Below are 25,091 nucleotides of genomic sequence, written 5' to 3' on the forward strand. Positions count from 1 at the left end.
CCATGCGCGTGATCTTCATGGGAACGCCCGACTTTTCGGTGCCGGCACTGCGTGCCATCGCGGACCGCCATCAGGTGGTCGCCGTCTATACCCAGCCCCCGCGCGCGGCGGGCCGTGGGCAAAAGCCGCGCCTGTCGCCGGTGCATCAGGCGGCGCTGGAACTGGGACTGGAGGTGTTGCATCCCGAAAAGCTGCGCGATCCCGCCGATCAGGCCCGCTTTGCCGCGCATCAGGCGGATGTGGCCGTTGTCGTCGCCTATGGGCTGATCCTGCCACAGGTGGTGCTGGATGCGCCGCGGCTCGGCTGCGTGAACATCCACGCCTCGCTTCTGCCGCGCTGGCGCGGAGCCGCGCCGATCCACCGTGCGATCCTGGCAGGCGACGCAGCCTCGGGCGTGGCGATCATGCAGATGGAGGCAGGGCTGGATACCGGGCCGGTTCTTGCGGAAACGCGCACGCCCATCGGCCCGCAGGAGACGACGGCCGACCTGCATGACCGTCTGTCGGACCTGGGCGCGACTTTGATCCTCGATGTGCTGGACCGGTTGCCCTTGGCGGCCACACCCCAGCCCGAGGACGGCATCACCTATGCCGCCAAGATCGACAAATCCGAGGCGCGCATCGACTGGACCCAGCCCGCAGCGCAGGTCGATCGCCAGATCCGTGGGTTGTCACCCTTCCCGGGCGCCTGGTGCGACATCGAGGGCGAACGCGTCAAGCTGCTGCGCAGTCGGCTGGTACATGCGTCTGGCGAGCCTGGTCAGGTCCTGCCCGATTTCACCATCGCCTGCGGCGAGGGGGCCATTCAGGTGCTGACGGCGCAAAGGTCGGGGAAAAAGCCGATGGCGGCGGGTGATCTACTGCGCGGCTGGCAACTGCCCGCGCGGATCTACTAGGACCGCATCGCGGTCCTTCGCCGCCTGGCGCGGTGGGAGCATGGCCCCCGCCCGCAGGGGGCGAATGCGGTCGCGGGACGCAAAAGCCCCGCGATCACCTCAGATGGCGCCGTGGCAGTGCTTGAACTTGTTGCCCGACCCACAAGGGCAGAGGTCGTTCCGCGACGGGTTGCCCCATGTCGAGGGATCGTTCTCGTCAAAGCCCTCGACGGCAGGCAGTGGCGTTTCGGGGCTGGCATTGCTGACGTCATCGTCGCCATGCTCCATCGTCATGTCGTCCTGCGCAGCCTTCTGCTGGGCCGTCATCTGGTTCAGCATCTCCTGGCGTTCCTCGTCCGTCAGCGGACGGATCTGCGCCAGCCGCTGCGTGACGTCGAAGCGCAGCCCGTCAAGCAGAGCCTCGAACAGCTGGAAGGCCTCGGTCTTGTATTCCGACAGCGGGTCGCGCTGTGCATACCCGCGGAAGCCCACAACCGAGCGTAGGTGGTCAAGCGTCATCAGATGCTCGCGCCATTTTTGGTCGATCATCTGCAACAGGACCTGCTTTTCGATCTGGGCCATGTTCTCGGGACCGAAGCCAGCGGTCTTTTCCGCCATATAGGTGTCGGTCGCCTGAACGATACGCTCGTGCATCGTTTCCTGATCGACGCCTTCCTCGGCTGCCCATTCGGTGATCGGCAGGTTCATGTTCAGCCGTTCGCGGACGGCCGTCTTCAGGCCCTCGGCGTTCCACTGGTCGGCATAGCTGCGCGCCGGCATGAAGTCCTCGACCAGATCGTCGATGACCTGATGGCGCATATCGGCGGTGATCTCACCGACCTCTTCGCTGTCCATGATCTCGCGGCGCTGGCTGAAGATCGCCTTGCGCTGGTCGTTCATCACGTCATCGAATTTCAGCAGCTGCTTGCGGATGTCGAAGTTGCGACCCTCGACCTTGGCCTGGGCGCGTTCCAGCGACTTGTTGACCCAAGGGTGAACGATCGCTTCGCCTTCCTTCATCCCAAGCGAGGACAGCACCTTGTCCAGACGCTCGGACCCGAAAATGCGCATCAGGTCGTCGTCCAGCGACAGGAAGAACAGCGAACGTCCGGGGTCGCCCTGGCGGCCCGAGCGACCGCGCAGCTGGTTGTCGATGCGGCGGCTTTCGTGGCGTTCGGTGCCCAGCACGAACAACCCGCCGGCGGCCAGAACCGCCTCTTTTTCGGCAGCATGTTCGGCTTCGATACGGGCGCGCAATTCGTCGGGATGGGCCTCGGGGTCAGCGCCAAGCGCTTCCATCACCTTCATCTCGACGTTGCCGCCCAGCTGGATGTCGGTGCCGCGACCGGCCATGTTGGTGGCGATGGTGACGACGCCACGCTTGCCGGCATCGGCGACGATCTGCGCTTCGGCCTCGTGCTGGCGGGCGTTCAGCACGTTGTGCGGGACACCGTCCTTTTTCAGCAATTCGGAAAACATCTCGGATTTTTCGATGCTGGTGGTGCCGACCAGGGTGGGCTGGCCCTTGGCGTGGGCTTCCTTGATCGCCTCGATCACGGCGCCGTATTTCTCGGCGGCGGTGCGATAGACGCGGTCATGTTCGTCGATCCGCGCGATGCCGCGGTTGGTCGGAACCTCGACCACGCCCAGCTTGTAGATCTCGGCGAATTCCTCGGCCTCGGTCGAGGCGGTGCCGGTCATGCCCGACAGACGGTCGTAAAGGCGGAAGTAGTTCTGGAAGGTGACGCTGGCCAGCGTGACGTTCTCGGGTTGGATCTCGACGCCTTCCTTGGCTTCGATCGCCTGATGCAAGCCGTCCGACAGGCGGCGGCCCTTCATCATGCGCCCGGTGAATTCGTCGATCAGCGCGACCTCGCCGTCGCGGATCATGTAGTGCTGGTCCTTCAGGAACAGCTTGTGCGCGCGCAGGGCCTGGTTGGCGTGGTGGACGATGGTGGTCGATTCCGGATCGTACAGCGTCTGGCCCTCGGGCAGGACGCCATCGGCGGACAGGCGCTGTTCCAGAAACTCGTTGCCCTCTTCGGTAAAGGTCGCATTGCGGGCTTTTTCGTCCAGCTTGTAATGTTCCTCGGTCAGCAGGGGAACATAGCCGTCCAGCACCCGATACAGGTCCGACCGATCCTGCGAGGGGCCGGAAATAATCAGCGGCGTACGGGCCTCGTCGATCAGGATGCTGTCGACCTCATCGACGATGGCGAAGTTGTGGCCGCGCTGGACCATCTCGGCCACGCTGCCCTTCATATTATCGCGCAGATAGTCGAAGCCCAGCTCGTTGTTGGTCGCATAAGTGACGTCGGCGGCATAGGCTTCGCGCTTTTCGTCCTCGGGCTGGAAGGGGACGACGACGCCGCAGGTCAGGCCCAGCTGGGCAAAGACCTTGGACATCCATTCCGCATCGCGCTTGGCCAGATAATCGTTGACCGTGACGACATGGACGCCCTTGCCCGACAGCGCGTTCAGATAGGCCGGGAAGGTGGCGACAAGGGTTTTGCCCTCGCCGGTCTTCATTTCGGCGATGTTGCCCTGATGCAGGAAGATCCCGCCCATCAGCTGCACGTCGAAGGCCCGCAGGCCAAGGGCGCGGCGCGCACCTTCGCGGCAGTTGGCGAACGCCTCGGGCAGGATGGCGTCAAGGCTTTCGCCCTTTGCCACGCGTGCCTGGAATTCATGTGTCTTGTCGATCAGCTGCTGATCGTCCAGTGCCTTGAAGTCTTCCTCAAGTGCGTTGATGCGCGCCACCAGCGGGCGCGTCCCTTTGACCATGCGGTCATTGGGAGTCCCAAAAACCATCTTTGCCAGATTTCCGATGCCGAGCATGTTACCTTCGCAATCACGTTGTTGGGAAAGACGAGTGACCGCGGCCCACTTGCCCGCACCGACCGCGTTGACGTATCAGGGGCCAGAACGAACGCGGCGGCGGTGCCTTCCACGGAGTTGCTTTGGGATGTAGGCCCCGCCTGCCTGACTGTCAATGTTGGCCCGGTCCCAACGGGGGACCTGTGCCATGATGTGCAAAGGAATTCCCATGTTCAAACCGACCCTGCTGGCCGTCGCCCTTGTCGCGGCGCCGATGCTGACTGCCCCCGCCGCATGGGCGCAGGACCAGAACGCCGATACGGTCGTCGCGACCGTCAGCGGTCAGGACATCACCCTTGGCCAGATGATCGTCATGAAGCAGTCGGTTCAGGACCCCAATATGGCGAACCTGCCCGATCAGGCGCTGTGGGACATGATGCTGGACCAGCTGATCCGCCAGACCGCCGTGGCCGCATCCGGAACCGAAACCGCGCTGGTGCGTGCGCAGGTCGAACTGCAGCGCCGCAACGCCATGGCCACCGCTGCCGTCACCGACATCGCGGAAGCCGAACTGTCGGATGACGAACTGCAGGCGGCCTATGACAAGATGTTCGCCGAAACCGGCGAAACCAAGGAATTCAGCGCCGCCCACATTCTGGTGGAAACCAAGGAAGAGGCCGAGAAGATCAAGGCCGAGCTGGATGGCGGTGCCGATTTCGGCGAGATGGCCGAAAAGAACTCGACCGGACCGTCCGGCCCCAACAAGGGTGATCTGGGCTGGTTCGCCGCCGATCAGATGGTCGCGCCCTTCAGCGAAGCCGTCGCCGGCATGGAAAAAGGCGCCGTGTCCGACCCGGTGGAAACCGAATTCGGCTGGCACCTGATCAAGCTGAACGACACCCGCATGCGCGAAGCCCCCAAGCTGGAAGAAGTGCGTGACCAGCTGGCCCAGATGATCCGCCGCGACAAGGTCGAGGCCGAGATCGAGCGTCTGGTCGGTGAAGCCGACATCAAGAAGACCGAAGGCGTCGATCCCGCGCTGCTGAACAACACCGACCTGCTGGAGGCCGAATAATGGGCAAGGCCGGTCTTCCGGTCTCGCCTCTGGCGCCCGCCGGTTTTCCCGACCTGCCGGTGATCGCGGGCGTCGAATTCGCCAGCGCCGCCGCGGGGGTGAAATACCAAGGCCGCACCGACGTGACGCTGATCCGCGTCGCGCCGGGGGCCTCGGTCGCGGGTGCCTTCACGCGGTCGTCCACACGGGCGGCCTGCGTGCTGGACTGCCAGACCAAGCTGGCCGCCGCCGAGGATGACGGCGCGGGTGCCGCGATCATCGTCAATTCCGGCAATGCGAACGCCTTCACCGGCGCGCGCGGGCAGGAATTGGTCGATGCGGTGACGGGTGCGGTGGCACAGGCGCTGGATCTGCCGATCGGGCGGGTGTTTTCGTCCTCGACCGGTGTGATCGGCGAACCGCTGCCCCATGACCGGATCGTGTCCGTGGTCGGCGATCTGGCCGCAGGGCTGGACAAGGGCGGGGTGGCCGATGCCGCCCGCGCCATCATGACGACCGACACCTTCCCCAAGGGCGCATTCGCCAGCTTTGCTGGGCAGGGTGGCCAGATCAACATCACCGGGATCGCCAAGGGTTCCGGGATGATCGCGCCGGATATGGCGACAATGCTGGTCTATATCTTCACCGATGCCGCCATCCCCGCGCCGCTGCTGCAGCGCGTGTTGACGGGCGGTCTGGATACGACCTTCAACGCGATCACCGTGGACAGCGACACCTCGACCTCGGATGCGCTGATTCTGGCCGCAACGGGTCGCAGCGCGGCTGAACCGATCAGCGATCTGGAAAGCGAGGATGGCCGCGCCTTCACCGCCGCCCTTCATGGCGTGATGCGCGAACTGGCGCATCTGGTCGTGCGCGACGGCGAGGGCGCCACCAAATTCGTCGAGATCGCCGTGACCGGTGCCGTCGATGATGCCGATGCCCATAAGATCGGCATGGCCATTGCCAATTCACCCTTGGTCAAGACGGCCATCGCGGGTCAGGACGCCAATTGGGGCCGCATCGTGGCTGCCATCGGAAAATCCGGCGCGCAGGCCGACCGCGACCGGCTGCGCATCAGCTTTGGCGATATGGTGCTGGCCGAGAACGGCTGGCGTGCGCCCGACTATGACGAAGCGGCCGCCAGTGCCTATATGCAGAACGCCGAATTGCGGATCGGTGTCAACATGGGGCTGGGGCAGGGCGCGCGGACCGTTTGGACCTGCGATCTGACCCACGGCTATATCGACATCAATGCGGACTACCGGTCGTGAAGACGGTTCTGGTCTCGGCTGTTGCCCTGATCGACCCCGACGGGCGCGTGCTTCTGGCACAGCGCCCGCCGGGCAAACCCATGGCGGGCCTCTGGGAATTTCCCGGCGGCAAGGTCGAGCAGGGCGAAACCCCCGAAGCCGCCCTGATCCGAGAGCTGGACGAGGAGCTGGGCATCCAGACATGGAACAGCTGTCTGGCGCCGCTGACCTTTGCCAGCCACAGCTATGACGATTTCCATCTGCTGATGCCGGTCTTTGCCTGCCGCCGCTGGCAGGGGGTCGTGCAGCCGCGCGAAGGACAGTCGCTGGCTTGGGTCCGGTCGAACAAATTGCGCGATTACCCTATGCCCGCCGCCGATATTCCCCTGATCCCGGCACTGCAGATGTGGATTTAATGACATATGTCTCTACGTAAGGTTTGCCAAACTGCCTAAAAAAGTCTTAGATGACCATGTTGTGTACGCTTTTTTAACCATTTCATGACTACTCTGAGAACTGGGAGCACAAGAGGTATTGACATGATTCGCACTATTTCGGTTGGAAGCTACATCTCGATCCAGGGTCTTTTCGAAGGCTCGACCGCAGGCGGCAACATTCTGGTCCGGGTGGGAAACCGGACCTATGAAGGCAAGCCCGTCAGCAACTAAGCGTCTCCGGCGCAAGAGGAGCGCTGCGCCGTAGAAGACCACAAGGAAAGGGGTGACCGAAAGGTCGCCCTTTTTTTCATGTCCGCAGGTACGGGATTGTACGACGGTCCAACGCAAAAGGGCGGCCCGTTGCGGGGCCGCCCTTTCGTGTTTCCGACGTGCGGCCCTTACAGGGTGCGCTCGACCTCTTCGCGTTCGAAGATCTCGATGACGTCGCCGGGGCGGACGTCTTCGTAGTTCTCGAAGGCCATGCCGCATTCCTGACCGGATTGCACTTCCTTGACCTCGTCCTTGAAGCGCTTCAGCGTCTTCAGCGTGCCTTCGTGGATCACCACGTTGTCACGCAGCAGGCGCACACCAGCCGAACGGCGGGCGATACCTTCGGTAACCAGGCAACCGGCGACCTTGCCGATACCGGTGACCTTGAAGACTTCCTTGATCGACGCATAGCCGATGAAGTTTTCGCGGACTTCGGCAGACAGCAGACCCGATGCGGCAGCTTTGATGTCGTCCACCAGATCGTAGATGATCGAGTAATAGCGGATCTCGACACCCTTCTGGTTGGCGGCGTTACGTGCCGGCGAATTCGCACGGACGTTGAAGCCGATGACCGGGGCGCCCGACGCTTCGGCCAGGCCGATGTCGGATTCGGTGATCGCACCCACACCATAGTGCAGCACGCGGACGCGAACCTCGTCGTTGCCGACCTTTTCCAGCGCCTGGACGATGGCTTCGGCCGAGCCCTGCACGTCGGCCTTCACGACCACCGGCAGTTCCGCGACGTTCACATCGGCCTTCGCCTTGGCCATCAGCTGTTCCAGGGTCGTGGCGGAACCGGCTGCGGCGCGCTTGTCCTTGGACTGCTGGTGGCGGAATTCGGCGATCTCGCGGGCTTGCGCTTCGGTGTCGACGACGTTCAGCACGTCACCGGCCTCGGGCGTGCCGTTCAGACCCAGAACCTCGACCGGAACCGAGGGACCGGCTTCTTCGACGCGCTCGCCCTTGTCATTGATCAGGGCGCGAACCTTGCCCCACTGTTCGCCGACGACGAAGATGTCGCCGCGCTTCAGCGTGCCATGCTGGACCAGAACGGTCGCAACGGGGCCGCGACCCACGTCCAGCTGTGCTTCGATCACGGCACCTTGGGCGTCCCGGTTCGGGTTCGCCTTCAGTTCCAGGATCTCGGCCTGCAGGGCGATGGCTTCCAGCAGGGTGTCGATGCCGAGACCGGTCTTGGCCGAAACTTCGACGTCCTGCACGTCACCGGACATGGCCTCGACGACGACTTCGTGCTGCAGCAGGTCCGTGCGGACCTTGTTCACGTCGGCGGCAGGCTTGTCGACCTTGTTGATCGCCACAATCATCGGGACACCGGCGGCCTTGGCGTGATTGATCGCCTCGATCGTCTGCGGCATCACGGCGTCATCGGCGGCAACCACTAGAACGACGATGTCGGTCACATGCGCACCACGGGCACGCATTGAGGTGAAGGCCGCGTGGCCCGGCGTGTCCAGGAAGGACAGCACCGCACCGCTTTCGGTCGTCACCTGATAGGCGCCGATATGCTGGGTGATGCCACCGGCTTCGCCCGACACGACGTTCGCCTTGCGGATCACGTCCAGCAGCGAGGTCTTGCCGTGGTTGACGTGGCCCATGATCGTGATGATCGGGGGACGCGACTTCAGATCGGCTTCGTTGTCGTCGATGGTGTTGATGACCTGCTCGACGTCGGCATCGCTGACGCGCACGGCCTTGTGGCCAAATTCCTCGATCACCAGTTCGGCGGTTTCGGCGTCGATCGCCTGGTTCATCGAGACCATCATGCCCATCTTCATCAGCGTCTTGACGACGTCTGCGGCACGTTCGGTCATCCGGTTGGCCAATTCCTGCACGACGATCGTCTCGGGCAGTTTGACTTCACGGAACTGCTTTTCGGCACGCTGGTGTCCACCCATCGCCTTCTGACGGGTCTTTTCCTGCTTGCGCTTCATCGCGGCCATGCTGCGCTGACGACCACCTTCGCCGTTCAGCGCCTGGTTCAGCGACAGCTTGCCTGAGCGACGGTTGTCGTCGCGGGCGTTTTTGTTGTTCTTGTCGCGATCGACCTTTTCACGATCGGTCTTGCGCGGCGCATTGGTGGACACGCCCTTGGTCTCGGCGCGCGAAGCTGCGGCCTCGATCGAGGCCTGATCCGGTGCTGCCGGTTTGGCGGCTGCGATCGGCTTGGCGCGATCCTGCTTGGGGGCGTCCTTGCGCTTGGCTTCTTCAGCGGCTTCGCGTGCAACGCGGGCCTCTTCTTCGGCCTTGGCCTTGATGGCCTCTTCGCGCTGACGCTCTTCCTCGGCTTTCGCCTCGATCTCGGCGCGGCGGCGGGCGCGGTCGTCTTCGCGCTGTTTGTCCAGTGCTGCACGTTCGGCAGCATCGCTGGCCTCACGGGCTTTGGCTGCGGAAAGCGCCTTCAGGCGGCGTTCCAGTTCGACATCGGAAATGCCTGCCGGGCGCTTGGAGGGGTCACCTGCCATGCGCGCCGTCAGCGGATTCTTAGCCTTGTCGGCAGCGGTCTGCGCCGGGCTGGATTTCGGGGCCACGACGCGCTTGCGCTTGGTTTCAACGACCACGCTTTTCGTACGGCCATGGCTGAAGCTCTGCTTGACCTGACCCGAGCGGCCAGCGCCACCAAGTCCCAAGGGCTTTTTATCGTCTTTATCGCTCATCTGCGTCTTATTCCTTCCCGACAGCCGTATTGCCGTCGTCATGCCCGCGCAGACCCGTCAGTCTGCCGGCTTCCAAGATCACCTTGTCCGTCAGGCCACCCGCCGCAAGCGCGCCGTGTATGACATGATCACGCCCAAAGGACAAACCCAATTCTGAGGCCGTCAGGCAGCCGAACCAGCGTCCGCCGGTGGGCGTCCACAGCTTACCCTTGCCGCGTTCCGACCCGTCGCTGGCCTGCAGCAGCACCTTCGCGCGCCCTTCGGCCAGCCAGCCCTTAACCTTTTCGAAACCGGCGACGGCGCGCCCCGACTTGCGGGTCATCGACACCAGTTCGACCAGACGACGGGCAACACCCGCCTCGGTCAGCGCACCCAGATCGTCGGGTGCGGAAACGGGGGCACGGGCGGCGCGGGAAAACAGCCCCTTCGCCGCCGCCTTGTCGATCGCCGCGCGATCGGCCGTGACCCAGATACCCCGTCCGGGCAGCTTTTCGGCCAAATCGGGAACGACCTGACCTTCGGGCCCGATCACGAAACGGATCAGGCCACGTTTGGGTTGCGTATCGCCAGTGACGATACATTTGCGTTCCGGATCGGTCCGGTCCTTGTCACGTCCACCACGGCTCAAGCTGTGCACAGTACCGGGGCGATCAGGCCCCGGCCTCCTCGTCATCGTTGTCATCTGCGTCGGAATCGACGTCATCGGCATCTTCTTCCAGCTCGGCCGGATCGACCCAGCCCAGAAGCACGCGCGCGGTCATGACCATGCCCTGCGCTTCTTCCAGCGAGATTTCGAAAGGCTCGAGCAGGCCTTCGTCCTTGACGCGCTGTCCGTTCACGGTCGTCCAGCCACCGGCCAGTTCCCAATCGGCGCAAGTGGCAAAGTCTTCCAGCGTCTTGATGCCGTCCTTTGCCAGCGCTTCTATCATCTGGGGCGTCAGGCCGTCGAATTCAACAAGGCTGTCCTCGACGCCCAATTCGCGGGCGCGGTCCATGGCAGCCTTGTTCTTGGCTTCCAGAACGTCGCGGGCACGGGCCTGCAGTTCCGATGCAGTGCCTTCGTCCACGCCGTCGATGGTCAGCAATTCCTCGCTGTCGACGAATGCGACTTCTTCCAGATTGGTGAAGCCTTCGGCAACCAGCAGCTGGGCGAAGAATTCGTCCAGATCCAGCGCTTCCATGAACAGGGCGGTGCGGGTGTTGAATTCGGCCTGACGACGCTTGGATTCCTCTTCATCCGTCAGGATGTCGATGTCCAGACCGGTCAGCTGGCTTGCCAGACGCACGTTCTGACCGCGGCGGCCGATGGCCAGCGACAGCTGTTCGTCGGGAACCACGACCTCGATCTTGTTGGCTTCCTCGTCGAAGACGACCTTGCTGACCTCGGCGGGCTGCAGGGCGTTGACCAGGAAGGTGGCCTGATCCTCGTTCCACGGGATGATGTCGATCTTTTCGCCCTGAAGCTCACCCACGACGGCCTGAACGCGGCTGCCGCGCATACCGACACAGGCGCCGACCGGGTCGATCGAGCCGTCATAGCTGATCACCGCGATCTTGGCGCGCGAACCCGGATCACGGGCCACGGCCTTGATCTCGATCACGCCGTCATAGATCTCCGGCACTTCCATCTTGAACAGTTCGGCCATGAACTGCGGATCGGTGCGCGACAGGAAGATCTGCGGGCCGCGGGTCTCGCGGCGGACATCCTTGACGAAGGCACGGATACGGTCGTTCGGGCGATAGCTTTCGCGGCCGATCTTTTCGTTGCGGCGCAGGATCGCCTCGCCACGGCCGACATCGACGATGATGTTGCCGTATTCCTCGCGCTTGACCACACCGTTGATGATGGTGCCGGCGCGATCCTTGAATTCCTCGTACTGGCGGTCACGTTCGGCTTCGCGCACGCGCTGCAGGATGACCTGCTTGGCGGATTGCGCGGCGATGCGGCCCAGTTCGACCGGGGGAACCTGATCGATGATCTCGTCGCCGACCTTGGGATCGTCCAGATAGGGACGCGCCTGTTCGACGGTGACTTCGGCCTGATAATTCTCGACCATGTCGTCTTCGACCACGGTGCGAACGCGGGTGAAGCTGGCGTTGCCGGTCTTGCGGTCGATGGACACGCGGATGTCCATTTCCGCGCCGTAACGCGACTTGGCGGCACGCGCCAGGCTGTCTTCCATCGCTTCGATGACCAGCTCGGGCTCGATCATCTTTTCGCGGGCGACGGCTTCGGCCGTCTGCAACAGTTCAAGCTGGTTGGCAGATGTAATCGCCATCAACTCACTCCTTGATAGCGGCGCCGTCGGCACCTTCGTTGTCGTCGGTTTCGATCTCGTCGAAGGCGGTTTCGTCCAGGTTGTCGATCTCGACCCCGGCTTCCTTCTTCTGACGCAGCATTTCCTTGATCAGCTCGTCGGTCAGGACCAGCTTGGCATCGGCCAGCAGATCGAACTCCAGACCGATGGTCTGGGTCGCGCCCTGGTCTTCGATGTTGATCAGAACTTCGGTGCCCTCGGTTCCGGCCAGCAGACCCTTGAAGCGCTTGCGGCCGTCGATGGGCTGGTTCAGGTCCAGACGCGCCTCATAGCCCTCGAAGGATTCGAAATCCTTCATGCGGGTCAGGGGGCGGTCGATCCCGGGCGAGGACACTTCGAGGTGATAGTTCTCCTCGATCGGGTCCTGCACATCCAGCGTTGCGCTGACGGCGGTCGAGATCTCGGCGCAGTCATCGACGTTGATGCCGCCTTCGGGGCGGTCTGCCATGATCTGCAACGTGGCGGTCTTGCCACCCTGCAGGCGCACGCGCACCAATTCGAAGCCCAGATCTTCGATCACGGGCGTGATGATTTCGGCCAGGCGACGGTCAATGGCCGTCTTGGCGATCAGGTCGTTCGACATGGGATCCTTTCGGACATGAAAAAGGGGCCGTCAGCGGGCCCCATGCGGAAGTTCCGGTGGGCAGGGTTTGGACCCCTGCACCGCTGTTGTAAGGCCATATAGCCCCAACCCCCGCCGATTGCAAGCTGCCTTAGTGTGCCCCCGCATTCGGGTTGTCGCGCCAGACGCGCCAGTTCAGCGCCGCCGCTACGCAAAGCCACGCCAGATAGGGCAGCAGCATCAGCCCCGACCGCCAGTCGATCATCCAGAACTGCACGACCATTCCCGCGACCACGACCCACAGCACGGCCATGACGCCCATCGCCAGCGCCATGCGACGCGCACCAAAGAACGTCGGCGTCCACAGCGTGTTCAACGCGATCTGCGCCGCCCAGAGCGCCAGTGCCAGCCCCGCACCCGGCAGCAGCGCCACCCGTGCGGCGGCAATCGCCGACAACAGATAGATCGTGCTCCATGCGACGGGGAAGGCCCATTTCGGCGGCGTGAAGGAGGGTTTGCGCAACCCGTCGTACCAGCTGCCGGGGCGGAAGATGATGCCCGTGGCGGCAGCGGCGGCGCTGGCGATCATGAAGATCAGGAAAAGGTTCAGGCTCATGTGCGGGATGTCCGGTTCTTGATGCGGTCCTCGTCGCGGATGGTGTCCATGACGGTGACCAGTTCGGCGGTGATGCGGGGTTCCGACAGCGCATGCCCGGATGCGGGAACAAAGCGCAGCTGGCAACCCTGCCAGCCCTGCGCCAGCGCATAGGCGCTGGACGGCGGGCAGACCATGTCATAGCGGCCTTGAACGATGACGGCGGGCAGATGCTCGATCAAGTGGCGGTCGCGCAGCAGCTGGCCTTCGTCCAGAAAGCACTTGTTGGTGAAGAAGTAGTTTTCCAGCCGTGCAAAGGCCCGTGCATATTCCGGCGGCGCAAACCCCGACGCCGACGACTGCAAGCCAGCCAGCGCGTTTTCCCACATCAGCCATGGCTGGGCAAAGCGCGTCTGGCGACCGGTGTCGTCATCGAACAGGCGCCGGTGATAGGCGCCTATCATGTCGCTGCGCTCGGCCTGCGGGATGGGTTCCTGAAACTGATCCCACAGCTCGGGGAAGAATCGCGCCGCCCCGCCGCCATAGAACCAGTCCAGTTCCGACTGCATCCCCAGGAACACGCCGCGCAGGATCAGGCCGGTGCAGTGATCGGGATGGGCCTGCGCATAGGCCAGGGCCAGCGTCGCGCCCCAGCTGCCACCGAACAGCAGCCATTGGTCGATGCCCAACTGATCGCGGATCAGCGCGATGTCGTCGATCAGATGGCGGGTGGTGTTCGCCTGCACCGATGCGGTGGGGCGCGACCGCCCGCAGCCGCGCTGATCGAACAGCACGATGCGGAAATGGTCGGGATCGAAGAAGCGCCGCATGAAGGGGCTGCATCCGCCGCCCGGCCCGCCATGCAGCACGATGACGGGGCGGCCTTGGGGATTGCCGCATTCCTCGACATAGAGGGTATGGCCATCGCCTACGTCGAACATGTGGCGCGCATAGGGTTCGACCGCCGGGTGAAGGCGGCCATGTGACGCGGAGATTTGTCCTGCCAATCGGTCCATGGTGATACTATAAGCCCTGTTAAGCTCGCCTGCCAGAAGGACCACCGAAAATGACCAGCATCGACCCCGCCGAAATCGCCAAATTCGAGGCGATGGCCGCCGAATGGTGGGACCCCAATGGCAAGTTCCGCCCGCTGCACCTGATGAACCCGCTGCGGCTGGATTACATCGCCGAACAGATCGGCATCGAATTCGGCCGCGACCGGACCGGGTCCGCGCCCTTCGCGGGGCTGCGCGTGCTGGATATTGGCTGCGGCGGCGGTCTTGTGGCCGAACCGATGGCGCGTCTGGGGGCGACCGTCACGGGGGCAGATGCCACGCAGGTCAACATCGACGTGGCCCAGACCCATGCCGACCAGCAGGGGCTGGACATCGACTATCGCGCCACCACCGCCGAAGCGATGGCCGATGCCGGAGAGGTCTTCGACGTCGTTCTGGCGCTTGAGATCATCGAACATGTCGCCGACCCCAAGGCCTTCGTTGCCACCTGTCAGCGGCTGGTGCGTCCGGGGGGGCTGCTGATCGTCTCGACCCTGAACCGGACGGTGCGCAGTTTTGGCGCGGCGATTCTGGGGGCGGAATGGATCCTGCGCTGGTTGCCGCGCGGCACGCACGACTGGCAGCGGTTCATCACGCCGGACGAGCTGACCGCCATGGCGGGGGCCGCCGATCTGGACACGGTTGACCGGCGCGGCATGGTCTTCAACCCGATCACTCATGGCTGGCGGCTGTCGGATCGCGACATGTCGGTGAATTACATCCTGACGGCGCGAAAAGCCTAATCGCTGCCTTCCAGCTGGACGCGCATCTCGCGCAGGACGGGCAGGGCGCTGCGCACACGCTCGGCCCCGATCTTGCGCACGACACCCGCGATCAGCGGCATGAAGGCGGCCAGCGCATTGTCGCGCGCCGCCCGACCCGCCGGGCTGAGCGAGACAAACTTGCGCCGCGCATCGTCCCAATCGGGGCGGATATGCACATGCCCTGCCCATTCCAGCCGTGCCAGCGTATTGGTCATCGCCCCGCGCGTGACATGAAAGGCGCGGGCCAGTTGGGCGGGGGTGCGTTCCTCGTTCACATGGGCCAAGAGGTTCAGCACCGAAAAATGCGAGATCTGCATCCCCCCCGGCAGCGCCTTGCTGATCAGGTTGCGCGACAACTGTTCGGCGATCAACACCTCGGCGAACAGGCTGGCGGCCAGTCGGTCGGTGGAAAGATCAGTGTCGGGCGCGCGTGTCGTCATCGGGTTCCGGGGCCGCGAAGGGCCGATCATGGGTCAGGGACGGGATGGAAGACCGTGCCCTGTTAACAGCCGTAAGGTCAAGGGAAACAACGGATATACCCGGCGTCACACCCGCGTCCGAAAGCACCTTGCCCCACGGGTCCACGACCAGACTGTGCCCGTGGCTGCGGCGCGCAGGGCGGTCGGGACTGTGCGGCGCGGGATGGGTGCCGCATTGCGCAGGCGCCAAGACGAAGCATCCCGTCTCGATCGCGCGGGCGCGCAGCAGGGTTTCCCAATGCGCATCCCCCGTGACCGGGTTGAAGGCCGAGGGCACGGTCAGGATGCGCGCCCCCGCCTGCGCCAACTGTCGGTACAGATGCGGAAAGCGCAGGTCATAGCAGATGGTCATGCCAATGGGCACGCCCGCCGCTTGCGCCAGCACCGCCCTGTCGCCGGGGCGATAGGCGGCGCTTTCGCGATAGGCTTCGGTTTCGCTGATGGTCACGTCGAACATATGCAGCTTGTCGTAACGCGCGACGATGTCCCCTTGCGGGTCGATCAGCAGGCTGCGGTTGGCAAAGCGTCCATCCGCATCATCGGTCGCCAGCGCCAGCGACCCGATCAGCAGCCAGATGCCCAGATCGCGGGCCTCGGACCGCAGGGCGGACAGCGTGGCGTCCTGACCTTCGGGGCGCAGGGTGCGGCGTTGCCAGTCGCGGTCGGGCGACAGCAGGTTCGTGGCCTCGGGCGTCAGGACCAGCTGCGCGCCCTGGGCGGCAGCCTGCCGGATCAGCGGGATGGTCTGTTCCAGATTGGTCAGCGGTGCGTCGCCGACCGTCAGCTGGACCAGCCCCACGGTCAGCGACGCGGGGGACATCAGGCGGCGCCCTTCAGCATCGGCTCCAGCTTGCCGGCGCGGTCCAGCGCAAACAGCTCGTCGCAGCCGCCGACATGGGTGTCGCCGATGAAGATCTGCGGGACGCTGCGCTTGCCCCCGGCGCGCTTGGTCATCGCGTCACGCTTCGAGGCATCGGCGCCGACGTCGGTTTCGTCGAATTTCGCGCCTTTCTGATCCAGCAGCGCCTTGGCGCGGATGCAGAAGGGGCAGGTGCGGGTGGTATAGATCTGGATTTTAGGCTGTGACATGTCGGTCCTTTCGCGTGGTTCCGACCCTATCTAGTGATCCTTGACCGCCCGTGCCAGCACCGCAACCGAAACTGGTCCCGATCCCGCCTGCAGCAGCGCCATCGCGGCGGTGGTGATCGTCGCCCCCGAGGCCATGACATCATCGACCAGCAACACCGGCCGCCCCTGCAGCGAGGCGACGCGGCGCGGGTGAACGGCCAGTGCATCGGCCATGTTTGCAAAACGGTCCAGCGCCCCGCGGTGGTCCTGCGCGGGGGTATGTCGGGTGCGGACCAGCAGGTCGGGTTGATGGGCCAGCCCCAGATCACGAGCCAGACGGGCGCTGACATGGGCCGATTGGTTGTACTTGCGCTTCATCAGGCGGCGCAGGTGCAGGGGGATGGGGCAGACGACCTGATCCTGCATCACCAATGGACGCGCGGCGCGGGCCAGCCAGCCCGCCATCGCCGGCGCAAGGTCCAACCGGTCGCCATGCTTCAACGCCAGCACCAGCTTGCGCGCCGTCCCGTCATAGACCATCGCCGCCCGCCCCCGCGACCAGGGCCGCACGGCGGTCAGGCAATCGTCGCAGACCAGCACCTGTTCGACGCCCGTGCCGTCATCGGGCAGGGGCACCCCGCAGCAATCGCACATCGCGCCGGTGATGAATTGCGCATCCATCCAGCAGCTGGCGCAAAGGTGAACGGCGCCCGCGCCGCCATCCGCAACGCCCGCGCCGCAGGACAGGCATTGCGGCGGATAAAGCACGTGTAGCGCGACTTTCATCGCCCCCGAAAGCACCCTATGTTCCAATCCCATGAAGATCCCTCAAGATACCACGCGCCCCGCCCTGACCGACACGGATGCCCTGCTGCGCCAGCGTGACCGCGCGCGGCGTGCGGGGTTTGTCAACCTGTTCCACCAGATCGCCGCCGATGAGATCGACGATAGGCTGATCGAGGTTAACAGAACCTTTACGGCCCCCGCGCTTGTGACCGGTTTCCCCGAAATCTGGGGGGCGCGTTTTCCGCAGGCGCATGTCGTGGCCGATGATCCGGTGATCGACCTGCAACCCGGCGCGCATGATCTGGTGATCCACGCCATGTCGCTGCATTGGGCCGAAGACCCGATCGGCCAGATCGCCCAATGCCGCCGCGCCCTGCGCGAGGACGGGCTGTTCATCGGCGTCTGCTTCGGCAACCAGACCCTGGCCGAGCTGCGCGCCGCCCTTGCCCAAGCGGAATCCGAAATCACCGGTGGTCTGTCGCCCCGCGTGCTGCCCATGGGCGAGATCCGCGACATGGGCGGCTTGCTGCAACGCGCGGGGCTGGCGCTGCCGGTGGCGGACCTGCTGTCACAGCGGGCCAGCTATCGCGATCTGATGCATCTGGGTCGCGACCTGCGCGCCATGGGCGAAGGCAATGCCATGGCCGCCCGCCTGCGCCGCCCGACCCGCCGCGATGTCATCGGCCGTGCCGCCGCCATTCTTGCCGCCCATCATCCCGACCGCGACGATCCGTCCCGTATCAACGTCGGCTTCGATCTGGTCTTTCTGACCGGATGGGCGCCTTCGGACAGTCAGCCCAAGCCCCTGCGTCCGGGCAGCGCCAAGACCGCGCTTTCCGACGCCTTGAATGCAATCAGGAAACAGAACCCATGACGCCAGCCCACGCGCCTGCCGACCACCCCAAGATCAAACCCGCCAAGACCGGCATCCTGATTGCCAATCTGGGCACGCCCGACGGATACGACTATTGGCCGATGCGCCGTTATCTGAACGAGTTCCTGTCGGACAAGCGCGTGGTCGATCTGCCCAGTTGGAAATGGCAGCCGCTGTTGCAGGGGATCATCCTGACCTTCCGCCCCAAAAGCTCGGGTAAGAACTACAAGCTGATCTGGAACCACGAGGCGAATGAAAGCCCGCTGATGACGATCACCAAGGCGCAGACCAATGCCCTGCGCGATGCCGCCCATGCCGAATGGGGCGATCAGGTGATGGTCGAATTCTGCATGCGCTATGGCAACCCGTTGACCCAGGACGTGCTGCAGAAGATGGTCGATGCCGGATGCCGCCGCATCGTGTTCCTGCCGCTTTATCCGCAATATGCGGGGCCGACCTCGGCCACGGCCAACGATCAGCTGTTCCGCGCGCTGATGGAACAGACATGGCAGCCGGCTGTGCGCACCTGCGAGCCCTATGTCGGCCGCCCCGATTACATCAAGGCGCTGGCCGACAGCGTGCGCCGCGCGCTGGATGGCAAGGTGCCGAAGAAGCTGGTGGCATCCTATCACGGCATGCCCAAACGCTATCTGATGCAGGGCGACCCCTATCACTGCCAGTGCCAGAAGACGTCCCGCCTGCTGCGCGAGGAACTGGGCTGGCCCGAAGGCATCATCGACACCACCTTCCAATCGGTCTTCGGCCGCGAGGAATGGCTGAAGCCTTATACCGTGGAACATGTCGCGGAACTGGCGAAACAGGGACATACCGACATCGCCGTCATCTCGCCCGCGTTCTCATCCGATTGCATTGAGACGCTTGAGGAAATCAACGGCGAGATCCGCGAAGCCTTCGAGGAAGCCGGCGGCCATGAATTCCAATACATCCCCTGCCTGAACGATGATCCGGCGCATATTCAGGTCATGCTGAATGTGATCCGCGACAATATCGGCGGCTGGGTCGAACCGGACGCATAAGGGAAAGGGGGCCGCGCTGGCCCCCTTTTTTTACATCACCAGAACCTGCGTGCCGACCTTGGCCAGCCCGAACAGCTGGGCGATATGTTCGTTATACAGACCGATGCAGCCGTTCGACGACTTGCGCCCGATCTTGCGCGTGTCATGCGTGCCATGGATGCGGTAATACTGCCACGACAGCCACAGCGCATGCGTCCCAAGCGGGTTGTCGGGTCCGGCGGGGACGAAATCGGGCCATTCGGGGTTGCTGGCCTTCATAGAGGGCGTGGGCGACCAGGTGGGGCCGTCGACCTTCTTGATGATCTCGGTCCGGCCCTTGCGGGTCAGTTCGGCGCTGACCGGAATGGACGAGGGATAGACGTGATAGGTGGTCCCGTCCTCGGACCAGTAATGCACGGCGCGCGATGTCAGGTCGCACAGGATCGCGCCATTGGTCAGATTGTCGAAATGCGGGCGCCAGTCCTGCATCCGGAAGCTGGAGATATTGTGCTGCGGGCCGGTGTTGCCGGTCGGCGCATCCTGCGCAAATGCGGGCATTGCCAGGCTGGCGGCGGCGATGCCCAGAAAGGCCCGGCGGTTGAAGTTGAAACGCGTGCTCATCTGCTCATGTCCTCGGGGTTCGGATCACCGCTCTTGAGAGGCGGGCTTTGATGGGGAAATCATATCCCCTGCGCCACGGGGCGGCAAATCAAACCGGCGATGGCAAACGACGCTTCGACCGAATTCCGGTCTCACGCAGAGTTGCGTTTGAACAGCAAGGCCCGCTTCGTTAGACCAAGACCAGATCACACAGAGGGAGCCGCCACGTTGAGGAATATCAGGTCGATTGGGGTTCTTGCCGTTCTTGCGTTGACAGCATGCGCGCCGCGCTACCTGGAACAGCAGCCCATGCCCGTCCCCCAAGACATGCCCGTTCAGGCCCCCGCGGCGGTCGATGACAACGCCGCGATTGCGGGGCGAGTGTTGCAGCAGATCAACACCCTGCGCGGAAATCTGGGGCAGCCGGCGCTGACGCCTAGCACCCAGCTGGATGCCGCCGCGCTGGCGCATTCGCGCGACATGTCGGCACAGAATTGGGCCTGGCACTGGGGGTCCGACGGATCCTCGCCGCTGGATCGCGTGCGGCGTCAGGGTTTCAACGGCACGCTGGTCGGCGAGAACATCTCGGAAAGCTATGAGAACGAGATCGAAACCCTGACCGCATGGATGGGCACACGCGACACCCGCGACGTGATCATGGACCCTTCGGCGACGCTGCTTGGCTTTTCCTGGTACAAAGAGCCTTCGGGCAAGCTGTGGTGGACGCTGCTGACGGGATCGCAGTGACATGACAAAGCCTCGATCGTTGTCGATCGGGGCCGTTTCATGCCTGCGCGTCGGTTATGGTCTTACGGATAGATGACGACTTGGGTGCCGGGGCGGATGATGGCATAGATTTCCTCGATCTCTTCGTCGGAGACCGAGATACAGCCCGCCGTCCAGTCGCGCTGACGGGGGAACATGTTATTTCCGTCCGGGCCGCGACCGTGGATGAAGATATCGCCACCGGGCTGACGTCCATGCGCCGCGGCAAAAGCGCGGTCCTGTGCGTTGGGATAGGATACGCCCACGGACAGGTGATAGGCGCTGCGCGGGTTGAAGCGGTCAACGAAATAGACGCCCTCGGGGGTCTTGCCGTCGCCTTCGAACTGCTTGTGACCGACCGGGACGTTGCCCAGACTGATGTCATATGATTTCACGACGGTGCTGCCGCTGAACAGATGCATGCGGCGCTGACCCTTGTTGATCTGCACCTGCGTCACAGGCGGTCCGAAATAGCGCACGAATTTCGGCTTTTCGTCCTGCGGCTTGCCACAGGCGGCCAGCACGGCCAACATCGAAATCGTGAACGCCCGACGGGTCGTTTTGCTCATCACTGCCTCTGACGGTTTCTTGTTATATGGGTTCGGAATATCACATCTAGCGCAAGGCTGACTAGCAAAGCGTTAATGCAGCGACCATTTCGACGTGAGGTGAGAAGCGGAACTGGTCCACCACCCACAACCGGTCCAGATGGTATCCCGCGTCGATCAGAATCCGCAAATCCTTGGCGAAATTCACCGGGTCGCAGGCCACCTGCGCCACAATGGGCACACGTGCGGCGGCGATCTGACGCATCTGCGCCTCGGCCCCGTTGCGCGGCGGGTCAATCACGATTGCGTCAAATTCCGCCAGTTCGTCGGGCAGCAGGGGGCGGCGTGCGATGTCGCGCACCTGCGTGGTGACCCGGTTCAGACCGCTGGTCTGACGCCATGCCGAATCAAGGGCCTGAAGGGGCGCGGCCAGACCTTCGACGGCATGGACCTGGGCGGTTTCCGCTAAGGGCAGGGAAAAGGTCCCGCAGCCCGCGAACAGGTCCAGCACGCGGGCGGCATCGCCCACCGTGGCGCGGACGGCGGACAGCAGCGCGGCCTCGCCCTCGGCTGTGGCCTGCAGGAAAGCGCCGGGGGGCGGCACGACCTGCGCGCGGCCCATCTGCAATTGGGCGGGGCGGCGGGTGATGGTCTGGCCGTCCCAATCCAGCCGCGCAAGATCGCCTTCGCGCGCAAGGGTCGCCATGGTCTGCAACAGTTCGGGGTCCATCGGCTTGCCGCCGCGCACGGCCACATCCAGACCGGCAGGACCGTGGATGACCGTAAAGGTCAGTTCCGCCTGCCGCGACGCACCGGCCACGGTGATGCGGCGCAGCAAGGGCAGGGCAGCGGTGATCTGCGGGCGCATGACGTAGCATTCGGCCAGATCCACGATGACCCCCGATGCGCGGGCATGAAAGCCGACCAGCGCGCCCTTCTTGGTCCGCTTGCCCGACAGCACCGCCCGTCGCCGCGATTTCACCGGCGAGACATGCACCTGCGGCACCGGCGCCTGAATGCCCTGGGCCGCCAGCGCGGTTTCGACCACCTGCTGCTTCCATGCCGTCGTGAAGCCGTCGCTGGCATGCATCAGCGAACAGCCCCCGCAGGCGCGGAAATGCGTGCAAATCGGACGCACCCGCTGATCCGAAGGGGTGACGATGCGCGGCGCCGCGATGCGGCCATCTTCGGGTGTGCCCTCGATCAATTCGCCCGGCAGGGTCAGAGCCGCCAAGGCGCGTTCGTCGCCACGCACGGCCACGCCATCGCCCTTGCGTCCAAGCCGTTCGATCGTCCAGGTGGTCATTCCGCAGCCTCATCCGTTCCAAGGAAGCCGCCGGACTGGCGCATCCAGTATCGTGAATACGTGCCGCCCATGGCCAGCAATGCATCATGCGTGCCCTGTTCGACGATGCGTCCATCCTCGATCACAAGAATGCGGTCAAGTTCCACGATGGTGGACAGCCGGTGCGCGATGGCCAGAACGGTCTTGCCATCCATGGCGCGGGTCAGGGCGTCCTGAACCTGCGCCTCGATCTCGCTGTCCAAGGCACTGGTGGCTTCGTCCAGCACCAGAATGGGAGCGTCTTTAAGGAAAGCACGGGCAAGCGCGATCCGCTGACGCTGGCCACCCGACAGCTTGACGCCCCGTTCGCCCAAATGCGCGTCATAGCCGGTGCGCCCTGCATGATCCTGCAGCGTCAGGATAAAGTCGTGCGCCTCGGCAGCCTTGGCGGCCGATATGATCTGATCCTGTGTCGCGCTTGGCATGCCATACAGGATGTTGTCGCGGGCCGAGCGGTTGAACATGGCCGTTTCCTGCGTGACCATGGCAATCTGTCGGCGCAGGCTTTCCTGCGTGACGTCGCGCAGATCATGTCCATCCAACCGGACCGCGCCCTTTTCGACGTCGTAAAGCCGCAGCAGCAGCGCCACCAAGGTGGATTTCCCCGCCCCCGAGGCGCCCACGATTCCGACCTTTTCACCTGCCGCGATCGACAGGTTCAGATCATCAATGCCGCCCGCCTCTCGGCCATAGGCAAAGCGCACGTGGTCGAACTGGATGCGGCCCTGAACGCGGTCCAGCGTGACGGCATCGGGGGCGTCGGTCAGCCCGTGCGGCGGCGACAGGGTGCGCATGCCGTCCTCGACTTCGCCGATATTGCCCCACATGCCCATCAGCGACATGCTGACCCAACCGGTCATCTGCGACAGCCGCATCGCAATGGCGCCCGATGCGGCCACATCGCCCACGGTCGCCGCCCCCTGACGCCACAGCAGGATGCTGCCGCCCACCAGAATCACCGGCAGCACGCCTGCCACGATCATCAGCGACAGGCGGAACCACGTGCTGACGACGCCGAAATCCAGAGCGCGTTCGCGAAAACCGGCCATGGCACCAAGGGCGACCTGATCTTCGTGGCGGTCATGGGCGAACAGCTTGACGGTCTTGATATTGGTGATGGTATCGACGACCTGCCCCGTGACATTGGCCCGGGCCGAGGCACGCGCCCCCGATTTCGCCCGGATGCGCGGCAGGAAGAACCGGATCAGTGCGAAATAGGCGACCAGCCAGACCAGCAGCGCCACCGCACCCCAGCCGTCCACCGCCAAGAGGAACGCCGCCGATCCGATGACCGAGGCCAGCGCGAAGGCCACCACGTTCACCAGTTCGGTCGCGACATCCGTTACGGCGCGGGCGGTCTGCATCTGTTTCTGGGCAAGCCTGCCCGCGAAATCATTGTCGAAGAAATCGATCGCATGCCCCATGGTCCAGCGATGCAGGCGCGACAGCACCAAGGGCAGCACGTTCGGCCCGATGATGACGTTGGAACTGGCTGTGGACAGCCCGAAGATCGCCGGGCGCAGGATCAGGAAGAAGCCCGCGAAAATCGCCACCAATCCCCAGTTGTCGGCCCAGAAAGTGCCCGGCGCACTGCCGGTGACCGCATCGACGACCATCCCCAGCAGCATCGCCGACACTACATCCGCCGCTCCGCCCATGGATGAGGTCAGCGCGGCAAAGCCGAGCCCCTTCCATGCGCCCGACAGGCACCAGCGAAAGAAGGCCATCAGGCTGGCGGGGGGGGCGCCCTCGGCGGGGCGAAAGGCGTCGACCATGCGACCGAAACGGGCGTGCAGGCTCATGTGGGCTCTTTTCCGGCCAGATTGGCCATGTCGATCAGGGCAGGGGCGGGCAGTGCGAACCCCGAGGCGATCCATGCGGCCTCGGCTGTTTTCAGGGCGCGACCGAGTGCCGGGCCGTGCAGGTCGGGCAGATCGGCGGCCCGCAGGGGAAAGCTGGCATTGGCGGCCTGATGGACCTGATCGCGCCAATCGGGCGGCAGAACCTTGCCATCGGCCGCCATCAACAGCGCATGGTCCAGACCGATGTCGGCACCCAACCGATAGGCGGCGCGGTCCAGCGACCAGTTGTCCCGCCGCGCCATTTGCAGGGCGGCTTGGGTTTTGGTTTCAGCCTTTGACAGCCGCAAGGCATCGGCGGGATCAGGGTGCAGCGCCGCCAGCCGACGCGACCAGCACGGCGGCATGTCGCCTTCCTGCGCCAGCAGCGCCTCAAGCGCGACGGGATCGGCACCCGGCAACAGCAGGTCCAGAACGCCCGTCTGCGCCATCAGCGCGACCGAGGGCGCGGGGTTCGGTGCTGCCAGCAGCTTGCGCATTTCCGCGCCGATGCGTTCATGGGCGATGCCGGTCAGCCCGTCCCGATGCGCGGCGCAGGCGGCCACGGCGTCAGGGTCGGCATGCTGGCCGTAACGCGCAAAGAATCGGAAGAAGCGCAGGATACGAAGGTAGTCTTCGCGGATGCGCTGGCCGGGGTCGCCGACAAAGCGCAGGCGGCGCGCAACCAGATCGGCCAATCCGCCCATTGGGTCGATGACCTGCCCATCCGCATCGGCATAAAGCGCGTTCATGGTGAAATCGCGGCGGGCGGCGTCTTGGGCCATGTCATCCGTGAAGGCAACAACGGCATGGCGACCGTCGGTTTCGACATCGCGGCGGAAGGTCGTGACCTCATACCCGCGACCGTCGTGGACCAGCGTCACGGTACCATGGTCGATGCCCGTCGGTACGGCCCGCAGGCCTGCCGCCTTGGCAAGCGCCATGACGCTTTCAGGCGTGGCATCGGTGGCGATGTCGATGTCATCGACCGGTTGACCCAGCAGGGCGTTGCGGACGACACCGCCGACCAGAAATGCCCGTGCACCCTGCGCCTGCAGGGTCTGCATCACATGTATCAGCCTCGGATCGGCCATTAT

At 64.3% G+C, this 25,091-nt stretch carries 25 protein-coding genes; 9 read left to right on the top strand and 16 right to left on the bottom strand.

The features are described from left to right. Positions 1-2: 2 nt before the first annotated feature. Positions 3-896 carry a methionyl-tRNA formyltransferase gene (gene fmt / locus SJY40_RS01205; protein ID WP_378941799.1) on the top strand — a complete coding sequence of 298 codons (894 nt, stop codon included), beginning with the start codon at positions 3-5 and terminating at the stop codon, positions 894-896. A gap of 99 nt (positions 897-995) precedes the next feature. Here the strand turns inward: fmt and secA are convergent, their stop codons facing one another. After that, complete coding sequence (secA, locus tag SJY40_RS01210) at positions 996-3,713, bottom strand: preprotein translocase subunit SecA (RefSeq protein WP_378941802.1); 2,718 nt, start codon at positions 3,711-3,713, stop codon at positions 996-998. A 208-nt stretch (positions 3,714-3,921) separates the two neighbouring features. Between secA and SJY40_RS01215 the strand changes: the two genes are divergently transcribed. From SJY40_RS01215 to SJY40_RS01230, 4 genes are all read left to right on the top strand, one after another. Beyond that, positions 3,922-4,767, top strand: a complete 846-nt coding sequence (locus SJY40_RS01215; protein ID WP_378941804.1) for a peptidylprolyl isomerase — start codon at positions 3,922-3,924, stop codon at positions 4,765-4,767. Then, on the top strand, positions 4,767-6,020 hold the full coding sequence (gene argJ, locus SJY40_RS01220; protein WP_378941806.1) for a bifunctional glutamate N-acetyltransferase/amino-acid acetyltransferase ArgJ: 1,254 nt from the start codon (positions 4,767-4,769) through the stop codon (positions 6,018-6,020). The genes SJY40_RS01215 and argJ overlap by 1 nt, the downstream gene beginning before the upstream one ends. Beyond that, positions 6,017-6,415, top strand: a complete 399-nt coding sequence (locus tag SJY40_RS01225) for a (deoxy)nucleoside triphosphate pyrophosphohydrolase (protein WP_378941808.1) — start codon at positions 6,017-6,019, stop codon at positions 6,413-6,415. Before argJ ends, SJY40_RS01225 begins: the two co-directional genes overlap by 4 nt. Positions 6,416-6,538: 123 nt before the next feature. Then, entirely contained in the window at positions 6,539-6,667 is a 129-nt protein-coding gene (locus SJY40_RS01230) for a hypothetical protein (RefSeq protein ID WP_378941810.1), read from the top strand. 167 nt (positions 6,668-6,834) lie between these two features. Here SJY40_RS01230 and infB read toward each other — a convergent pair whose 3' ends face one another. From infB to pip, 6 genes are all read right to left on the bottom strand, one after another. Then, positions 6,835-9,381: a translation initiation factor IF-2 gene (gene infB / locus SJY40_RS01235; protein ID WP_378941812.1), complete on the bottom strand. Its 2,547-nt coding sequence runs from the start codon at positions 9,379-9,381 to the stop codon at positions 6,835-6,837. Between the two features lie 7 nt (positions 9,382-9,388). Further along, on the bottom strand, positions 9,389-10,009 hold the full coding sequence (locus SJY40_RS01240; protein ID WP_378941814.1) for an RNA-binding protein: 621 nt from the start codon (positions 10,007-10,009) through the stop codon (positions 9,389-9,391). A gap of 22 nt (positions 10,010-10,031) precedes the next feature. Continuing rightward, a complete protein-coding gene (gene nusA, locus SJY40_RS01245; protein WP_378941816.1) occupies positions 10,032-11,660 on the bottom strand; it encodes a transcription termination factor NusA in 1,629 nt (542 codons plus the stop codon). A 4-nt stretch (positions 11,661-11,664) separates the two neighbouring features. Further along, positions 11,665-12,282 (bottom strand): ribosome maturation factor RimP, encoded by a 618-nt coding sequence (gene rimP, locus SJY40_RS01250; RefSeq protein ID WP_378941818.1) that lies wholly within the window; start codon positions 12,280-12,282, stop codon positions 11,665-11,667. 130 nt (positions 12,283-12,412) lie between these two features. Continuing rightward, positions 12,413-12,877, bottom strand: a complete 465-nt coding sequence (locus tag SJY40_RS01255) for a TspO/MBR family protein (RefSeq protein WP_378941821.1) — start codon at positions 12,875-12,877, stop codon at positions 12,413-12,415. Then, a complete protein-coding gene (gene pip, locus SJY40_RS01260) occupies positions 12,874-13,872 on the bottom strand; it encodes a prolyl aminopeptidase (RefSeq protein ID WP_378941823.1) in 999 nt (332 codons plus the stop codon). The genes SJY40_RS01255 and pip overlap by 4 nt, the downstream gene beginning before the upstream one ends. Before the next feature lie 50 nt (positions 13,873-13,922). Here pip and ubiG point away from each other — a divergent pair, with 50 nt between their 5' ends. Beyond that, positions 13,923-14,654: a bifunctional 2-polyprenyl-6-hydroxyphenol methylase/3-demethylubiquinol 3-O-methyltransferase UbiG gene (gene ubiG / locus SJY40_RS01265; protein ID WP_378941825.1), complete on the top strand. Its 732-nt coding sequence runs from the start codon at positions 13,923-13,925 to the stop codon at positions 14,652-14,654. Here the strand turns inward: ubiG and SJY40_RS01270 are convergent. From SJY40_RS01270 to SJY40_RS01285, 4 genes are read right to left on the bottom strand one after another with little or no spacing between them, the layout of a single operon-like run. Beyond that, positions 14,651-15,115, bottom strand: coding sequence for a MarR family winged helix-turn-helix transcriptional regulator (locus tag SJY40_RS01270; RefSeq protein WP_378941828.1), 465 nt, complete (start codon positions 15,113-15,115; stop codon positions 14,651-14,653). The genes ubiG and SJY40_RS01270 overlap by 4 nt on opposite strands. Beyond that, the gene (locus tag SJY40_RS01275; RefSeq protein ID WP_378948220.1) at positions 15,090-15,959 is read right to left on the bottom strand and encodes a carbon-nitrogen hydrolase family protein; all 870 of its coding nucleotides are present in this window, start codon (positions 15,957-15,959) and stop codon (positions 15,090-15,092) included. Before SJY40_RS01275 ends, SJY40_RS01270 begins: the two co-directional genes overlap by 26 nt. Before the next feature lie 14 nt (positions 15,960-15,973). Continuing rightward, positions 15,974-16,243 (bottom strand): glutaredoxin 3, encoded by a 270-nt coding sequence (grxC, locus tag SJY40_RS01280; protein ID WP_378941830.1) that lies wholly within the window; start codon positions 16,241-16,243, stop codon positions 15,974-15,976. Between the two features lie 30 nt (positions 16,244-16,273). Beyond that, positions 16,274-17,008: a ComF family protein gene (locus SJY40_RS01285; protein WP_378941833.1), complete on the bottom strand. Its 735-nt coding sequence runs from the start codon at positions 17,006-17,008 to the stop codon at positions 16,274-16,276. A gap of 31 nt (positions 17,009-17,039) precedes the next feature. Between SJY40_RS01285 and SJY40_RS01290 the strand changes: the two genes are divergently transcribed. Together SJY40_RS01290 and hemH are read left to right on the top strand one after the other, a co-directional pair. After that, entirely contained in the window at positions 17,040-17,882 is an 843-nt protein-coding gene (locus tag SJY40_RS01290) for an SAM-dependent methyltransferase (protein WP_378941835.1), read from the top strand. Continuing rightward, a complete protein-coding gene (hemH, locus tag SJY40_RS01295) occupies positions 17,879-18,919 on the top strand; it encodes a ferrochelatase (RefSeq protein ID WP_378941838.1) in 1,041 nt (346 codons plus the stop codon). The genes SJY40_RS01290 and hemH overlap by 4 nt, the downstream gene beginning before the upstream one ends. Before the next feature lie 30 nt (positions 18,920-18,949). On the opposite strand, the gene SJY40_RS01300 is transcribed toward hemH, so the two are convergent. After that, the gene (locus tag SJY40_RS01300; protein WP_378941841.1) at positions 18,950-19,519 is read right to left on the bottom strand and encodes a L,D-transpeptidase; all 570 of its coding nucleotides are present in this window, start codon (positions 19,517-19,519) and stop codon (positions 18,950-18,952) included. 288 nt (positions 19,520-19,807) lie between these two features. On the opposite strand from SJY40_RS01300, the gene SJY40_RS01305 reads away from it, so the two are divergent. Then, a complete protein-coding gene (locus SJY40_RS01305) occupies positions 19,808-20,245 on the top strand; it encodes a CAP domain-containing protein (RefSeq protein ID WP_378941844.1) in 438 nt (145 codons plus the stop codon). Positions 20,246-20,307: 62 nt separating this feature from the next. On the opposite strand, the gene SJY40_RS01310 is transcribed toward SJY40_RS01305, so the two are convergent. From SJY40_RS01310 to SJY40_RS01325, 4 genes are all read right to left on the bottom strand, one after another. Beyond that, a complete protein-coding gene (locus SJY40_RS01310; RefSeq protein WP_378941846.1) occupies positions 20,308-20,832 on the bottom strand; it encodes a murein L,D-transpeptidase family protein in 525 nt (174 codons plus the stop codon). Between the two features lie 61 nt (positions 20,833-20,893). Then, positions 20,894-22,117, bottom strand: coding sequence for a class I SAM-dependent RNA methyltransferase (locus tag SJY40_RS01315; protein ID WP_378941848.1), 1,224 nt, complete (start codon positions 22,115-22,117; stop codon positions 20,894-20,896). Continuing rightward, positions 22,114-23,958, bottom strand: coding sequence for an ABC transporter ATP-binding protein (locus SJY40_RS01320; RefSeq protein WP_378941851.1), 1,845 nt, complete (start codon positions 23,956-23,958; stop codon positions 22,114-22,116). Before SJY40_RS01320 ends, SJY40_RS01315 begins: the two co-directional genes overlap by 4 nt. Next, a complete protein-coding gene (locus SJY40_RS01325) occupies positions 23,955-25,061 on the bottom strand; it encodes a CCA tRNA nucleotidyltransferase (protein ID WP_378948223.1) in 1,107 nt (368 codons plus the stop codon). The genes SJY40_RS01320 and SJY40_RS01325 overlap by 4 nt, the downstream gene beginning before the upstream one ends. Positions 25,062-25,091 lie beyond the last annotated feature (30 nt).

Origin of the sequence: Paracoccus sp. R86501 (assembly GCF_042466435.1) — a bacterium.
Taxonomy (GTDB): domain Bacteria; phylum Pseudomonadota; class Alphaproteobacteria; order Rhodobacterales; family Rhodobacteraceae; genus Paracoccus.